The 15,085-nt window shown below is 69.1% G+C and carries 14 protein-coding genes; 6 read left to right on the top strand and 8 right to left on the bottom strand.

The window, feature by feature from the left end; translation table 11 throughout:
• The coding region (locus A5712_RS02635) for an alpha/beta fold hydrolase (protein WP_082973240.1) at positions 1-955 on the bottom strand (955 nt) is incomplete at its 3' end.
• 158 nt (positions 956-1,113) lie between these two features.
• Here A5712_RS02635 and A5712_RS02630 point away from each other — a divergent pair.
• A complete protein-coding gene (locus tag A5712_RS02630; protein WP_082973241.1) occupies positions 1,114-2,472 on the top strand; it encodes an NAD(P)/FAD-dependent oxidoreductase in 1,359 nt (452 codons plus the stop codon).
• Between the two features lie 6 nt (positions 2,473-2,478).
• Here A5712_RS02630 and A5712_RS02625 read toward each other — a convergent pair whose 3' ends face one another.
• The 3 genes from A5712_RS02625 to A5712_RS02615 are packed head-to-tail and all read right to left on the bottom strand — an operon-like array spanning position 2,479 to position 5,170.
• On the bottom strand, positions 2,479-2,916 hold the full coding sequence (locus A5712_RS02625) for an SRPBCC family protein (RefSeq protein ID WP_068100872.1): 438 nt from the start codon (positions 2,914-2,916) through the stop codon (positions 2,479-2,481).
• Between the two features lie 47 nt (positions 2,917-2,963).
• Positions 2,964-4,013 (bottom strand): AraC family transcriptional regulator, encoded by a 1,050-nt coding sequence (locus A5712_RS02620; RefSeq protein WP_082973239.1) that lies wholly within the window; start codon positions 4,011-4,013, stop codon positions 2,964-2,966.
• Complete coding sequence (locus A5712_RS02615) at positions 4,010-5,170, bottom strand: glycosyltransferase (protein WP_068100870.1); 1,161 nt, start codon at positions 5,168-5,170, stop codon at positions 4,010-4,012. Before A5712_RS02615 ends, A5712_RS02620 begins: the two co-directional genes overlap by 4 nt.
• A gap of 156 nt (positions 5,171-5,326) precedes the next feature.
• On the opposite strand from A5712_RS02615, the gene A5712_RS02610 reads away from it, so the two are divergent.
• A complete protein-coding gene (locus tag A5712_RS02610; protein ID WP_068100868.1) occupies positions 5,327-6,184 on the top strand; it encodes a chemotaxis protein CheB in 858 nt (285 codons plus the stop codon).
• 13 nt (positions 6,185-6,197) lie between these two features.
• Here the strand turns inward: A5712_RS02610 and A5712_RS02605 are convergent, their stop codons facing one another.
• Genes A5712_RS02605 through A5712_RS02595 form a run of 3 tightly spaced genes read right to left on the bottom strand, consistent with a single transcriptional unit; the run spans position 6,198 to position 9,868 of the window.
• Positions 6,198-8,045 carry a CheR family methyltransferase gene (locus A5712_RS02605; protein ID WP_068100882.1) on the bottom strand — a complete coding sequence of 616 codons (1,848 nt, stop codon included), beginning with the start codon at positions 8,043-8,045 and terminating at the stop codon, positions 6,198-6,200.
• A 52-nt stretch (positions 8,046-8,097) separates the two neighbouring features.
• Positions 8,098-8,856 carry an STAS domain-containing protein gene (locus A5712_RS02600; RefSeq protein WP_068100880.1) on the bottom strand — a complete coding sequence of 253 codons (759 nt, stop codon included), beginning with the start codon at positions 8,854-8,856 and terminating at the stop codon, positions 8,098-8,100.
• The gene (locus A5712_RS02595) at positions 8,849-9,868 is read right to left on the bottom strand and encodes a chemotaxis protein CheB (RefSeq protein WP_068100867.1); all 1,020 of its coding nucleotides are present in this window, start codon (positions 9,866-9,868) and stop codon (positions 8,849-8,851) included. Before A5712_RS02595 ends, A5712_RS02600 begins: the two co-directional genes overlap by 8 nt.
• A 110-nt stretch (positions 9,869-9,978) precedes the next feature.
• Here A5712_RS02595 and A5712_RS02590 point away from each other — a divergent pair, with 110 nt between their 5' ends.
• A complete protein-coding gene (locus A5712_RS02590) occupies positions 9,979-12,108 on the top strand; it encodes a catalase (protein WP_068100864.1) in 2,130 nt (709 codons plus the stop codon).
• Between the two features lie 21 nt (positions 12,109-12,129).
• Entirely contained in the window at positions 12,130-12,387 is a 258-nt protein-coding gene (locus tag A5712_RS02585; protein WP_068100878.1) for a Rho termination factor N-terminal domain-containing protein, read from the top strand.
• Positions 12,388-12,521: 134 nt separating this feature from the next.
• Here A5712_RS02585 and A5712_RS02580 read toward each other — a convergent pair whose 3' ends face one another.
• Entirely contained in the window at positions 12,522-13,091 is a 570-nt protein-coding gene (locus A5712_RS02580; protein ID WP_068100862.1) for a nucleotidyltransferase, read from the bottom strand.
• 167 nt (positions 13,092-13,258) lie between these two features.
• Here A5712_RS02580 and A5712_RS02575 point away from each other — a divergent pair, with 167 nt between their 5' ends.
• Both A5712_RS02575 and A5712_RS02570 read left to right on the top strand, forming a co-directional pair.
• On the top strand, positions 13,259-14,203 hold the full coding sequence (locus A5712_RS02575) for an acyl-CoA dehydrogenase family protein (RefSeq protein ID WP_068100861.1): 945 nt from the start codon (positions 13,259-13,261) through the stop codon (positions 14,201-14,203).
• Positions 14,204-14,208: 5 nt separating this feature from the next.
• Complete coding sequence (locus A5712_RS02570; RefSeq protein ID WP_068100876.1) at positions 14,209-14,982, top strand: PIG-L deacetylase family protein; 774 nt, start codon at positions 14,209-14,211, stop codon at positions 14,980-14,982.
• Positions 14,983-15,085: the final 103 nt, after the last annotated feature.

The following is a 15,085-nucleotide window of genomic DNA, read 5'->3' as shown; positions in this document are numbered from 1 at the left end:
TGGACGGGCTGACGGTGCCGACCCTGGTGATCGGCAGCGAGCGCGACCGACTGACACCGATCGGCCAGTCCCGCAGGATCGCCCGAACCGCGCCCAACGTCGTAGGCCTGGTCGAGCTGCCCGGCGGCCACTGCTCGATGCTCGAACAGCCGCGCGAGGTGAACCGCCACCTGCGGGACTGGCCGATCGGTGTCAGTCGGTCGCGCTCGCTGCCGATCACCAGGGTCGGCACCGTCAGCCCGTCCAATTCGAGATGGCGCGACCCCAGCGCATCGACGAGCATCTTCGCGCAGCCGCCGCGCCCGGCGGGCGAGGTCTGCGCGAACAGCTCGTAGACGACGCGCGCGGCGTCCGCGTCGGCGTCCTTCGCGACGGCCAGCATCGCGACCACGTAGCGGCTCGGGATCCGGGCCGCCGCGGGCACGGGGAACCCGCCGAAGGCGGTGATCAGGCCGCGGGCCGCCAAAACCCTTGCCCCTGAAAGCCCAGAGAGTTCGCGCGGCACCGACAGCAGCTTCACCTGGCGCACCAGGTCCCCGGTGGTGGTGTTGATCAGCGCGACGGCGTCGGCGCGCCGGCGGACCTTGTCGCGGTAGTGGGACGACCACGCGGCGATGGCGATGCCGCCCATCGAATGCCCCGCCAGCACCGCCCGCTCGCGCGGCGCCAGCGTCGCCTCGAGCACCGAATCCAGGTCGGCGGCAAGGTGTTCGAGACTGTAGCCGCCGCGCCGGGGGATGCCGCTGCGCCCGTGGCCGCGATGGTCGAACGCGATCACCCGGTATTCGGTCGCTAGGTCGACGATCTGGTGGGCCCAGGCGCGGATCGCGCACGTGATCCCGTGCGTCAAGACGATCGGATAGCCGTCGGGCGGGCCGAAAACCTCGGCGTGCAGCGCGGTCCCATCGGCGGCTCGCACGGTCAGGGTGCGGCTTGGTGGCAGCTCGGCACTCATCACCGTTCCCCCTTCGAACACGGCCCCATCGCCAGTTCCGGATGTAGGCGAAGTGTAGCCCTACCTCAACGACGAACTGGTGAAAACGGCCCATTACACGCGGCGATTTCGGGCACGATCGTGCAACAACTTGTGAGACGCTGACAGCCGTGAACCCGATGTCCCGTCGGGAGTTCTTCGCGGCCACGACCAGCCTGGTGGGCGGCGGGCTGGCGGCCGGGTGCGGCTCGGCCCCGCCGCCCGCGCCGGACAGCAAGGCGGTGTTGGTCGTCGGCGCCGGCATGGCCGGCCTGTCCGCCGCCCGCAGCCTGGCCGATGCGGGATGGCCGGTGCGCGTCATCGAGGCCCGCGACCGCATCGGCGGCCGAGTGTACACCGACCGGGGCTGGGGCGCACCGCTCGAGATGGGCGCGTCTTGGATCCACGGCACCACGGACAATCCGGCGATGGAGCTGGCGCAAAAGGCGCGCGCGCAGCTCGCCCCCACCGATTACTACGGATGGGCGAAGCTGGCCGTCGATCCGCGGCTCCCCCCGCTGGCCTATGACCCGCAGACCTGGCGCACCTTCGTGAAACGGGCGCGCGGCCGCGTGGACGACGGGAGTCTGGGCGCGGCCGTCGACGCCGCGGCGACCCGCGCCGAGCTTGCCGATTCCGACCGCGCCCAATTGGCTTTCTACCTGACCTCCGAGATCGAGAACGAATACGCCGCCGGCGTAGATCAGCTGTCCGCCAAGACCTTTGACCGCGGCGAGTACGCCGACGGCGACCAGGACGTGATCACCAACGGCTACGACGCCCTGCCCCGGCTGCTTGCCGAGGGCCTCCAGATCCAACTCAAGACGCCGGTCACGGCGATCGCGCGCCGCGACAACTCCGTCGTCGTGCGGGCCGGCGACCGGTCGTTCGAGGGGCCCGCCGCGATCGTCACCGTGCCCCTGGGAGTCCTCAAATCCGGCGCGATCGCCTTCGACCCGCCCCTTCCGGACGAACATCGAAAGGCCGTGCAGGCGCTGGGATTCGGCGTGCTGTCAAAGAGCTACTTTCGCTTCGCCCGGCGAACGTGGGACGTAGAGAACGCCTTCTACCAGTACATCGGCAGCGAGCCGGGCGGGCGGTCACAACTCTGGTCACAATGGTTCACGCTGCCGAGCGGAGCGGGCCCAATCGTGTTGGCGTTCAACGCCGGTGAGCGCGGCCGGTGGGCGGAGTCGGCCGCGCCGGGCGACCTCATCGCCAGCGCGCTGCCAATCGCGCGCCAGCTGTTCGGCGGCGACGGCGCCGCGGTCGACGTGCGGACGTCGAATTGGTCAGTCGAGCCCTACGCGCTGGGCTCGTATTCGTTTCATGCACCCGGTTCCGGTCTCGCCGATCGGCGCCAGCTGGCCGAGCCGATCGGCGATCGGCTGTACCTGGCGGGTGAGGCCGTCGGCGTCAACAATCCGGCCACGGTGACCGGCGCCATGGTCAGTGGGCGGTACGCCGCGGGCCAAGTGATGCACCGGCTGAGCGGGTGAGGGCGGTTATTGGGTCTCGAGCGCATTCGCGCAGGCATCAAGGATGGCAAGGAAACTCGAGCGCAGCAGCCGATAGCTGACCACCTCCAGCAGCTTGCCCCCAGCCAGTGCCGGATGGGTGTAGTTGCTCAGCCAGTCCACGTGGGTGCCGTCCCCCGAGCCGGTGAATGTAAGTGTGCCGCCCTCGTGGTTGAACGGCGGAAACGACCGAACGATGAGATACGAATAGGAGCCCGGCCGATCGTAGGCCGTGATCTCCTCCCGGAACCACGTGCCGATGCCGACCACCTCGCGCACCGCGCCCGCGCCGTGGCCGGGCGAATCCTTCGCATAACCGGCCTTGAGAACCAGCGGAGCGGCGGCCAGATTTGCGGGGTCGGCCAGCCAGTCGAAGACCTGTTCCACGGGTGCGGCGATCGTTCGTTCCACGTGAATCTCGACCATTCGGCCCATGCTATGCGCCGCTCGGCACCCGGCGGCCGGTAGAGCCCTTACCTGACCTGTTTGAGCGTGGTGTGGGGGCTCTGGCCGTAGGTCTGTCGATACAGCACGGCGAAGCGCCCGGTGTGCGCGAAGCCCCAACGCTGCGCGATCTCGGTGACGGTGGTGCCGGCGCGCTCACCGGCGAGCAGTTCCTGGTGCGCGCGATGCAGCCGCACGCGGCGCATGTACTCGGTGGGAGTGGTGTCGAGCTGGCGCCGGAAAAGGTATTGGACCGCCCTGGGTGTCAGGTGCACGGCCCCGGCGATGTCGTTGATGCTCACGTCGCCGGCGGCATGCCGGTGGATGAAGGCCACTGCCTCCTTCAGCGTTTCGGGCAACGAGGGGTCACCCGCCAGATCCTGTTCGGTCGCGTTGGACGGGTAGCACTCCAGCAGCGCGCCCGCCAGGAGCGGGGCCATCGCGGCCACGATCATCGGCTGCTGGGCTGTGTCCGACGCGGCCAATGCGGCGGTCACGTAATCAAGCGCCCGATGCCACGCGCGCACGGCACCCCGCGACCGTGGGCGCCAGTTGAGGAACCGGATGCGCTGCGACGGCGGCGAGTGCCAGTCCATGGTGATCTTGTGCAACGCTTCGGGCGCGATGGTCACCACATCGAACCGCGCGCCGTTCACCTGCAGCGCACACGACAAGCCGTGGGCGATCAGGACGGGGCAGTCGACATTCGGGAACGGTCCACCCGTCACGGTCAAGGAACCGGCACGGGGCTGAATCACGACAACCGTTTCGGCGGGCGGGATTTCGAAGATGGCCGGGCCGTGGATCAGCACTTCGTCGATCGCCAACGAATCCGCCGCGCAGCGCCGATAGGTGAGGGCCGAGCGGGTCGTGAGGCCGCTGACGCGCCAGCCCGGGGCGTACGCGCCCGCAAAGAACCGGCGCATGGCGTCGGGCTGGACGGTGCGGAATTGCTCGTACCGGACCGCCGCCGCGCCCTGGGCCGGCGCTGGGTCGCGCGCGACGGCGGCGCGCAGGTCGACCTGGATCTCGTCGGGTTCGCCCGCTATAGCGACCGCGCCGTCGGCGGTGGTCGTCATGATCGGGCGGCCGATCGCCGCACCATCGCATCGTCCACCACGACCGCGGCGCGCCCCGACGGTTGCGAGGCGAGTTGCCGATAAATGTTCAGCGCGTCGAGCCCGATCCGGTCCCAGGAGAAGCGTGAGACCGCGCGGCTTCGCCCCGCCGCGCCCATGCTGTCGCACTGAAAGCTTTGGGCCAGAAGGCTTCTCAACACCGCGGCGACCGCGGCGTCGTTGCGCCGCGGCAGCAGTAGCCCCGTGACGCCGTCCACCACGGCGTCGGTCAGGACGCCTACCGGCAGCGCCACCACCGCCACTCCGCTGGCCATGGCCTGCAATACCGGTGTGGCCCGCGGTGGTTGCCGCGGCGTGCACACGACCACGTCGGCGGATCGCAGCAGCGCGGGCAGGTCCTCGTCGTCGACGGCGCCCGCGAACCGGACCCGGTCGGCGACACCCGTCTCGGCGGCGAAACGTTTCAGCTCGGCGCGCGCCCGGTCGTGTCTCGGCTCGCGAGCGGCGGTTTCGGCGATCACCAACTCCGCACCCACCACCTTGGGCAGTGCCCGAATGGCGACGTCGAACCCGTTGCCAGACAATGGATTCGGTGCCAAGCAGAGAATACGGTGACGCGCGTCGCGGTCGGCTGCGGGGCCCACCGGGCTATATTGCTCGACATCGACGCCGCTGCACAGGACGGACGCTCGGGCCCGCCCGTGCCGTAGCCGGGCCAGCACATCGGCGTCGGCGGTGCATTCACCCGTCACCCACGTCGCGCCACGCGCAAGCAACGGCTCGATGCGTTCGCGTTCGCGCCCACGCTTCTCGGCGGCATCGTTGGAGCGTGACGTCGCGGCCAGCCCCTGGAAGCTCTGCACGGTCGGTATGAGGTGGCGCCGCGCGGCCAGCTGGGCAGCCAGCCCACCCAGCCAGCCGTAGGCGTGCACGACATCCGGCCGCTCTGATGACCACAGGCGCTCGAGTGCCCGCGCCCAGTCGCCGACATACGGCAGCACCTCCGCAGCGGGCGCCGGCGCGCCGGGGCCGACCTGGATTAGGCCCTGACCCCTGGCGTAGACCGTCGCCTCGTGCCCTCGGCTCACGAGCGCGGCACAAAGTTGCCCAGGGTCGTCACCGGCGCTGTCGTCGCCGGTGACGATTGCAACCTTCACGACGGCTCCCCTTCAGCTCGCGCTGCGCCCAACCCAAGAGATCTACCCGGGCTGCGGCCGGCGAAACGCCGGACTTCGCGCCCTTCGCTCCCGGGGCAGGCCTTCGCATCGCGGATATGGCTGGGATGGAGCCTTCCGAGGGGGAACACTGGAAGCATGACGACCGCCGAGCCGCGTCCGCCAGTCGAGCTGGTGGTACTGCTGGCGTCCGCCGGCGGGTTGGACGCTTTGTCCATCGTCCTGCACGATTTGCCGACGGAATTTGCGGCCGCGGTCGTCGTGCAGCAGCACCTCGGCGGCCTGGCCAGCGTGCTTCCGACGATCCTCGGCCGACAGACGCCACACAGGGTCAGCTGGGCACAGGATGGCGTGCCGGTCGTACCGGGACAGGTGGTGGTCTGCCCGCCGGGTGTCCACCTTGAGATGACGCCGGACGGTCGCTGTCGCCTCCACAAGATGGCGGCGCTGCTGGAGCGCCGCTTCGACGTGCTGCTGGCGTCGGTGGCCAAGTCGTACGGAGCACGCGGTGTGGCGGTGCTGTTGTCGGGTTCCGGGCAGGACGGCGCCGTCGGCACCGTGGCGATGAAGCAAGCCGGCGCGATCGTGATCGCCCAGAGCCCGGGCACCGCCCAGTACCCGTCGCTGCCGCTCGCCGCCGCGCGCGCCGGAGCCGATTTCGTGGTGCCGATTCACGAGATCGGGCATGTCCTGGCGGACATCGTCAGCGGGGCCCCGCTGCCGGCCAAGGACCGGTCGCCAACGCCGCCGAGGTCGCGGCCAGCGGTCACGAAGAACCCGCCAATCGACCGCCGGCCCAACAACGCGGCCACCCGCGCCGAGGCGGCCCGTCAGCGCGCGGCCGAACTCCAGCGCAGGCGCCAGGATCTGTCCGACGGTTTCGGCGCGACCGAGCAGAGTGTGTCGATCGCGCGGCGCAGGGCCAAAGAGTCGCTGCGCCGCGCGCAATTAGCGCACCAAGCGGCCTCGGAGGCGTCCGCGCGGTGGGGACACTGACCGCCGCGCCACCCTAGGACTGGCTCACGACCTCCATCAGCAACAGCGCGCCGCCGACGCTCGCGTCGCCCGATCGAAACGGTGTGCAAACCACCCGCACCCGTGCCGGGCGGCCGCGCCGATTGACGGCGTCGACCACCGTTTCACCGGAACTCTCCCCATCGACGAACGCGTTGCCGATCAGCGGTCGCACGCTGTCGAGCGGCAACCCGATGTCCAGCCCGGTCAACCTCGAGCCCATCGTCTCGTCGGCCCGCAGTCCCCACAGGTCCTCGCAGCCCCGGTTCCACACCACCACCCGCATTTCCCGGTCCACGACGACCATCCCCAGGCGAACCGAGTTGATCAGCGAATCCAGGAAGTTCTTGGCGTCGTCCAGCTCCACGCTGCGTTCGCGCAGCGTCTCGTTGATGGTGTGCAGTTCGTCGTTCGTGGACTGCAGCTCCTCGTTCATCGTCTCGAGCTCTTCGTTGGTGGACTGCAGCTCCTCGTTGGTCGTCTCGAGCTCCTCCACCGTGGACTGCAGTTCCTCGTTGGTGGTCTCGAGTTCCTCGTTGGTGGACTGCAGCTCCTCGTACGCCGCCTCGAGCTGGCGGTTGGTCTGCACCACCTTGTCGAGCAAGGCGCGCGTCGCCGTGACGTCGAAGAACACGATCGATACACCGAGCAGGCCGTTCTCGGCGTCGACGAGCGGATTGACGTGAATCTCGAACCACACCGTGTCGGCGCCTGGCCGTTGCCACTTGACGTCCGGGATGCGCGTCGACCGCCGCTCCACCTTGGCCTGCTCGAGGTAGGCACGCAGCTCCACCGGGCGGTAAGACACCTCGAGGTCGCGCAGCAGCCGGCCGATGTCGCGGGCCGAGAGCCCAAAGACGCTCTCGGCCTGCTGGTTGATCATCGCGACGGTGTCCTCGCCGGTGATGACGATCTGGGCGACGGGGCTGGCACGAAAAGCCAAGTCGCGCACCGTGGTCAAGCCCGGCAGCTCGCCGTGGCGTTCGTAGAACGCGGCGGCCGGATCATAGCGATCGCCCGCCAGCTGCGTCCCGGCGACCTTGCGGAAGATCCGGTTCTTGAGGCTCAACGGAGCGAAGCGGTCACTGTGGCTCAACAGCATCTCGGCGTGCCCGAGAAACAACGTTCCCTGCGGAGCCAGCGCGAAATGCAAGCGCCCCACCACGTTTCGCTGCGTCTCGGCGTTGAGATACATCAGGGTGTTGCGGCACACCAGCAGATCGACACGCGAGATCGGCGCGTCCTTGACCAGGTCGTTGCGCCCGAAGATGACCGCGCGGCGCAGATCCTTGTGAAAGACGTAGCGGCCGTTAACCTGTTCGAAATAGCGCGCCAACAGGTCCGGCGGCACCGACTCGACGGCCTTGGCGTCGTAGGATGCCACGCGCGCCTCGGTAAGCGCCTCCTCGTCGATGTCGGTCGCGTAAATCTTTACGCGCTGACGGAACTCATCGGGTCCCATCGCCTCGGCCAGCAGCATGGCCAGCGTGTAGGCCTCCTGCCCGGACGCGCATCCCGCGCTCCACACCCTGACCGGGTCACCCGGCCCGCGCTCGGCCAGCATCCGCGGGATGACCTCTGCGCTGACGAATTCCCAGGCCTCGGGGTCCCGGAAGAAGGCAGTGACGTTGATCAGGATGGTGTTGAACAGCGAGGCGAATTCGTCGGAGCTGGCCTGCAGCACGTCCAGGTATTCCTCGAATGTGGTGTACCCCGCCTGGTCCATGCGGTGCCGGACCCGGCGCATCAGCGACGTGCGCTTGTAGCCCGTGAAGTCGAAGCCCCGGGAATCGCGCATGTAGCGCAACAAAGCCTCGAAGGCCTCGTCCGTCGTGCCGTCCATCAAGGTCCCGTCGCAAGAGCGTTTGCTGTCGGACTCGAACATTACTCCGACGTCACAGGAGATTTTCGCGCCCGACCAGTGCCCAGACCGTCTTGCCCGACGACGTCGGAGTGGCGCCCCAGGCGCGGCACAACGCGGACACGATCGCCAGCCCGGAGACGATCTCGGCTCCGCGATCGCCGTCCTCGTGCCTCCCGGGCAGGCGGTCGCTGCAATCCTCCACCGCGACGGTGACGGTGTCCCGGTGGCTCTCCACGATGAGCACCGGCGCGCTCTGCGTGTGGTCGAGGACGTTTTCGACGAAGACGGTGCCCACCGTGGCAGCAACCGGGATCAGGTCGCACTTGTCCCATTGGGTGAGCCAGTCGGTGATCATGGCGCGGGCCAGGCCGACGCTTTGCCCGGCTGCCGGCAGCTCGCTTCGCGCCCGCCGCCGGATGGCCAAGGGCTGGCCGCGCACGGCGTCCAGCGCCGACAGCCGCGTGGGGTGCACCGGCACGTATCGGGTCACCCCGCCGGCGGCGATCGACCGCCGGACCTGCGGCTGCTCGCACACCAGCAGGATGGGCACGTCCGGCCAGACGCTGACGTGCCAGCGGGCGCTGGTGAAGACGGTCCACGCCGACGCGGACGGCGCCACAAGCCGGTCGCCGTCCACGATCACCGCGCGCGGTTCGTCGAGCGCGGCCTTTATCACGGTGTCGCGGACGGTCCGATACGTGGAGCTGTCCAGCACCCCCTCCATCACCAGGACCGGCACATCCTGCTGGTGTGCCGCGTCGATCCGGACGACGGGCCTCAGTTCAGCCACCGGGATCACCGCGATCGGGGGCGTTGGCGGCCAGCCGCTCGCCGAGCACGGTCAGCGCCCTTTCGCTCTCCTCGGCCAGCGTGGTGTAGTGCCGGGCGACCGGACCGCGACCGGCCCTATCGGCCAGTTGCCGGGCCAACTTGGCTTTCTCCTGCAGGCTGCGCAGGGCAACCCAGAGCGCGCCCTCGATCTCGTGGTCCCGCGCGGCCAGCAGGGCGTCGGCCGTCCAGGCGTGCCCGACATGGCAGCGAAAGTGCCCCTCGCTGATCGCGATCAGCGAGCCGTTGCAGTCCGGGCAGGTGTAGCCCGACGGCGCGCCGAGTTCCCGCGTGTCGAAGTCGGTCGAAAACCGGGACGTCATGGCGATACGGTTCTCGAGGTCCAGCGCTGCGTCGGGCTCCATGCTCCGGTCCTCGATTTCTCTCTGCGCCAACTCTTTGAGGACGGCGCCGATTTCGGCCGCCACGGCTTGGCGATCCAGCACGCCCGCGTTGCGCGCGTTTGCCGGCAGCGCCCCGAACAGCGCGTCCTGCGGTGTCTGACCGATGGTGGTGCCGCCGCGCGAGCGGATCGCGGCCAGTCCCAGCACCCCGTCGTCGAGCACGCCCGACAGCAACACCCCGATCGCGCGCGCCCCGAACGCCACCGCGACCGACCGGAACAGTGCGTTGATGGCGGGACGATGCCCGTTCTCGGTGGGGCCCTGCGACAACACGACGCGATGGTCGGCGACCAGCAGGTGACGATCCGGACTGGCGACGTAGATGTGGCCGGGCAGCAGCGGGGCGCCGTCCTCGGCGGTGACCGCCGACAAGGGGCCGCTGCGATCGAGGATCCGGGCCAGCACGCTCGGCGCACCCGCGGGCACGTGCAGCACAATCAAGTAGGCGTACGGCAAATCCGGCGACAAGCTGGCGGCCAGCCGTGAGAGCGCTTCGACTCCCCCGGCCGAGGCGCCGATCGCGACCACTCCGCGCAGGCCGTTATCTTGGTCGGTCGCGTCAATCACCACCCTCGACTACCCGCCTCAAGCCTACGTAACCGGACGGCCGGTGGACAGGGCCGGTGGACAGGGAAAACGCATGCCCGTTTATGACCCGTCAACCGTGGTAACCGAAGGCCATGGCAGCCAATGACGAATCCGACCCGAAACAGCGCGATCTGCAACCCTCGCGCGTGCGCCGCGACACCGGATACCTGACCACTCAGCAGGGCGTCCGCGTCGATCACACCGACGATTCGCTGACCGCCGGCGAGCGGGGACCCACACTGCTGGAAGATTTTCACGCCCGGGAGAAGATCACCCACTTCGACCACGAGCGAATCCCCGAGCGCGTCGTTCACGCGCGCGGCGCCGGCGCGTACGGCTTCTTCGAACCGTATGACGACTGGCTGGCCGAGTACACCGCGGCGAAATTCCTGACCACGCCGGGCACCCGGACCCCGGTGTTCGTCCGGTTCTCCACGGTGGCCGGATCGCGCGGCTCGGCCGACACGGTCCGCGACGTGCGTGGTTTTGCCACCAAGTTCTACACCGAGCAGGGCAACTACGACCTGGTGGGAAACAACTTTCCGGTCTTCTTCATCCAGGACGGCATCAAGTTCCCCGACTTCGTCCACGCGGTGAAACCCGAGCCGCACAACGAGATTCCGCAGGCCGCCTCGGCACACGACACGCTGTGGGACTTCGTCTCCCTGCAGCCCGAGACGCTGCACACCATCATGTGGCTGATGTCCGACCGCGCGCTGCCGCGCAGCTACCGCATGATGCAGGGGTTCGGTGTGCACACCTTCCGCCTGGTAAACGCCCGCGGCGAAGGCACTTTCGTGAAGTTCCACTGGAAGCCCCGCCTCGGCGTGCACTCGCTGATCTGGGACGAATGCCAGAAGATCGCCGGCAAGGACCCCGACTACAACCGGCGCGACCTTTGGGAGGCCATCGAGTCCGGCCAGTATCCCGAGTGGGAACTCGGGGTGCAGCTCGTGGCCGAGGCCGACGAGTTCAACTTCGACTTCGACCTCCTGGACGCCACGAAGCTCATTCCCGAGGAACACGTTCCGGTCCGTCCGGTCGGCAAGATGGTGCTGAACCGCAACCCGGACAACTTCTTCGCCGAGACCGAGCAGGTCGCCTTTCACACCGCCAACGTGGTGCCGGGGATCGACTTCACCAACGACCCGCTGCTGCAGTTCCGCAACTTCTCCTACCTGGACACGCAGTTGATCCGCCTGGGCGGGCCCAACTTCGCGCAGCTGCCGGTCAATCGGCCGGTGGCCGACGTCCGCAACAACCAGCAGGACGGCTACTCCCAGCACGCGATCCCGCAGGGGCGGACCAGCTACTACAAGAACACCCTCGGTGGCGGGTGTCCGGCGCTGGCAAACGACGACGTGTTCCGCCACTACACGCAGCGGATCGACGGCGCCGCGATGCGCAAGCGCGCCAAGTCCTTCGAGAATCACTACAGCCAGGCGCGGATGTTCTGGAAGAGCATGTCGGCGGTCGAGGCCGAACACATCGTCGCCGCGTTCGCTTTCGAGCTGGGCAAGGTCGAAGTGCCCGACATCCGTTCGGCGGTGGTGGCCCAACTCGCCCGCGTCGACCACGGGCTGGCCACTCGGGTGGCGGCGAAGCTGGGCCTGCCCGCGCCGCCCGACGAAGCCGTCGACGGCGAGGTCGCCTCCTCGCCGGCGCTGTCCCAAATCGGTGCCGCCAATTCTGGGGACAGCATCGAGTCGCGCAAGATCGCCGTGCTGGCCGCGGACGGCGTGGATGTCGTTGGAACGCAACGTTTCAAGGAGCTGATGGCCCAGCGCGGCGCGATGGTCGAGGTCCTGGCCCCCGTCGCCGGCGGCACCCTGCGCGGCGGTTCGGGCGGGGAGCTGTCCGTCGACCGGGCGTTCACGACGATGGCATCGGTCCTCTACGACGCGGTGGTGGTGGCGTGCGGGCCGGATTCGGTGGCGACGCTTTCCGAGGACGGTTACGCCGTGCACTTCGTGGTCGAGGCCTACAAGCACCTGAAGCCGATCGGTGCGTACGGCAAGGGGATCGATCTGCTGCGCGCCGCGCACATCGATGCCCGCCTCGCCTCCGACAGCGACTCGGAGGCCGACGTAATGAACGACCGGTCCGTCGTGACCACGACGGCGGCGGCCGACGACTTCCCCGATCAATTCGCCGAGGAATTCGCCGCCGCCCTGGCCCGCCACCGCTGCTGGGAGCGCCAAACCGATCCGGTGCCGGCATAACCGCTAAAGGAGGAGATGAGCATGCCGCGATCGTCGATCAAGAACGAGAAGATGTATCAGGATCTGCGCAAGAAGGGCGAGTCCAAGGAGAAGGCCGCGCGGATTTCCAATGCGGCCGCGGGCCGGGGCGCGTCGTCCGTCGGCCGCAAGGGCGGCAAGGCGGGATCCTACGCCGACTGGACGGTCCCGCAGTTGAAGAAGAAGGCCAAAGAGCTTGGCATGTCCGGCTATTCGAGCCTGACCAAGGACAAGCTGATCGCCAAGCTGCGCAACCACTGACGCGCGCGGGTCAGCCGGGGGCCTTAGGACGTTGCGTGTGAATTGGGGTATTCGCGTGTGAATCCTGGGCGGACGAATCGCCCGAATCGCGCCATCGGTGCACGCGGAAAGCCGCCGGCGCACACTCAAGGCGGCTAGCCAGTTAAGCCCAGCCGGTCGGCCAGCACCAAAAAGGCGACCGCGTAGTCGTTGTCGGCGGTCCGCGACCTGATCTGCTCCCAGTCCAGCCTTTCGCGGACCGCCCGCACCGGCGGCAGCAGCTTGGCGAAGTCGCAGTGATGTTCGTTCAGGGAGCGCAGTTTCTGGATGACCACCATGGTCGGCGGCAGCACCGGCATCGCGATCGCCAACACGTCGCGCTGCTCGGCGCAGTCGAGCGTCGCCGGCTCCACGCGCTCGCCGTTGATGCGGTGCAGGACGTCGACGACCGTGTCTCCGGTGCGCGCCTTGAACAACCAGTCCTCCGGGGGGTGTTCGATCGCGAATCCGGCGCCGGCGAGGGTGGCCTCGGCGCTGGCCACGTCGCTCTCGGCCACGACGAGATCCACGTCGTGGCTGGGCTCGGGCGCGCCGAAGGCCCACAAAGCGTAGGTGCCGGCCAACGCGAAGCGCGGCCCGTTTTCCTTGAGCGCCGACGCCGCGCCGCGCAACGCCTCCCGCAGCTCATTGCAGGACACGCCCGAGGGGGTCTGGGTGGCTGTCATCGTGCATAGGTGATACCCCCCTTTCGGTGGGACAACCTGTCGCGGATTCGCGTGACATCGTTCGTCGTCCGTTTAAGCGACCGTCACACTGGCAAATCTTGTGTTATGTCAGCCCCAGTTTTGCCCGTGTGCGACGGGGCTGCCGTCGTGATCGTGGGTGATCGGGCGTGACGGCGGGGTTGGTCAAGCACTGGCTCGAGTCGGGACGGCTCGAGCTGCCGTTGCCCGCCTCCGGACGCACCGCGGAACGCTGGCAACGCCTGGCCCGGCTGGCCGAGGAGGACATCGTGGCGGCCCGCATCGCCGAGGCCCACGCCGACGCCGTCGCCATCCTGCACGAGCTGGGCGGCAAGCCGCCCGATTCCGATCAGCTGTGGGGCGTGTGGGCGGCCGAATCGTCCGACGATGCACTGATTGCGACCAGGATCCGCGGCGGCGCGATCATCCTCAACGGCACCAAGGTGTGGTGCTCGGGCGCCGGATTCTGCACGCACGCGCTGGTGACCGCCCGCCTCGACGACGGACGGTGCGGGCTGTTCGCGGTGCCGGTCACCGAACCCGCCGTCAAGGCGCTCCCGACCACCTGGTGGAACGTCGGGATGGCCGGAAGCGACACCAGGGCCGTGCAATTCACCAACGCGCGCGCCGTCGCCGTGGGTGATCCCGACGACTACCTGACCCGGCCCGGGTTCTGGCACGGCGCCACCGGCGTCGCGGCCTGCTGGCTCGGCGGTGCGCGGCGGGTCGCGGAGCCGTTATACCGTTGCGCCACAAGCGATTCGGCCGATGCCTACTCCCTGGCGCACCTGGGTGCGGTGGACGCCGCCCTGGCCGCCGGAGAGGCCATCCTGACCACCGCGGCGATGCAGATCGACACCGATCCGTTCGACCGGTCCAACACCGCTCAGCTGCTGGCCCGTCGCGCGCGCACGGTCGTAGAACACGCGGTCGACGAGGCAATCACGCGCACCGGCCGCGCCCTGGGGCCGGGCCCGCTGTGTCAGGACGGGCGACACGCCCAGCGCGTCGCCGACCTGACCATCTACATCCGGCAGAGCCACGCCGAGCGGGACCTGGCCGAGCTCGGGCGCCTCGCCGGGCGGCGGCCATGAAGGCCATGAAGACCCTGCGGGCGAGCAATTGCGCCAAGTTTGCGGCCAAGCCGCTCACCCACGGCGGCACCCCGGCGCCGGTGTGGCTGGCCGCCCTGCACTCCGAACCGCTGCCCGCACTGGACCTGAGCGCGTGTCCCGGGTTGGTCGTCGTCGCGGCCCATCCCGACGACGAGACGCTGGGACTCGGCGCGGCCACCGCCCAACTGGTCGCCTCAGGGGTCGACGTGCAGGTCATTTCGGTCACCGACGGCGGCGCGGCCCGACCGGGTGGGACCGAGCGGGAGCGGACGCGTTGGGAGATCACTCGCAGATACGAACTTTGCAGGGCAGCAAGCATTTTGGGCATTCCCAAGCCCGTGTCGCTGGGATTGCCCGACGGGAACCTGGCCGATCACGAGGACGAGGTCGCCGACCTCCTCGCGGACATTCTCGACGCCGCCGCGCCCGGGACGTGGTGCGCCGCCACCTGGCGGGGCGACGGGCACCCCGATCACGAGGCCGTGGGGCGCGCGGCCGCGGAGGCGTGCCGGCGCACCGGCGCCGCGTTGCTGGAATATCCGGTGTGGATGTGGCACTGGGCCAGCCCGGCCGACCCGACGGTGCCCTGGCACCGCGCCCGGTCGGTGCCCGTGCCCACTCGGGCGCTCGCCCGTAAACGCCTCGCCGCGCATTGTTTTCGCAGCCAGCTTCAGCCGGCCGCCGGCGGGGCGGCGCCCGCCGTCCCACCGTTCGTGCTGCAACGGCTCCTCGCGGTGGGCGAGGTGGTGTTCCGGTGACCACCGCGGCGTATGCCGGCATCGAGGATCCCCGGCCGTTCCCGACGCCGTGGTACCAGCAACGCAGGGACGCCATCACCTTGGCGGTGCTGCCCGACCGCCG

The organism is Mycobacterium sp. E2327 (assembly GCF_001672675.1).
Lineage (GTDB): Bacteria > Actinomycetota > Actinomycetes > Mycobacteriales > Mycobacteriaceae > Mycobacterium.
The sequence above is the reverse complement of the archived record's forward strand: the minus strand, read 5'-3'. Positions and strand labels throughout refer to the sequence as shown.

What these genes read in the sequence shown, in the direction of transcription:
- A5712_RS02605 (WP_068100882.1), bottom strand. Translation starts at nt 8,045, where the DNA reads ATGGACGGCACGACGGACGAGGCCTTCGAGGCTTTGTTGCGCTACATG.
- A5712_RS02620 (WP_082973239.1), bottom strand. Translation starts at nt 4,013, where the DNA reads ATGACGACCACCGCCGACGGCGCGGTCGCTATAGCGGGCGAACCCGAC.
- A5712_RS02590 (WP_068100864.1), top strand. Translation starts at nt 9,979, where the DNA reads ATGGCAGCCAATGACGAATCCGACCCGAAACAGCGCGATCTGCAACCC.
- A5712_RS02570 (WP_068100876.1), top strand. Translation starts at nt 14,209, where the DNA reads ATGAAGACCCTGCGGGCGAGCAATTGCGCCAAGTTTGCGGCCAAGCCG.
- A5712_RS02585 (WP_068100878.1), top strand. Translation starts at nt 12,130, where the DNA reads ATGCCGCGATCGTCGATCAAGAACGAGAAGATGTATCAGGATCTGCGC.
- A5712_RS02625 (WP_068100872.1), bottom strand. Translation starts at nt 2,916, where the DNA reads ATGGTCGAGATTCACGTGGAACGAACGATCGCCGCACCCGTGGAACAG.
- A5712_RS02610 (WP_068100868.1), top strand. Translation starts at nt 5,327, where the DNA reads ATGACGACCGCCGAGCCGCGTCCGCCAGTCGAGCTGGTGGTACTGCTG.
- A5712_RS02630 (WP_082973241.1), top strand. Translation starts at nt 1,114, where the DNA reads ATGTCCCGTCGGGAGTTCTTCGCGGCCACGACCAGCCTGGTGGGCGGC.
- A5712_RS02580 (WP_068100862.1), bottom strand. Translation starts at nt 13,091, where the DNA reads ATGACAGCCACCCAGACCCCCTCGGGCGTGTCCTGCAATGAGCTGCGG.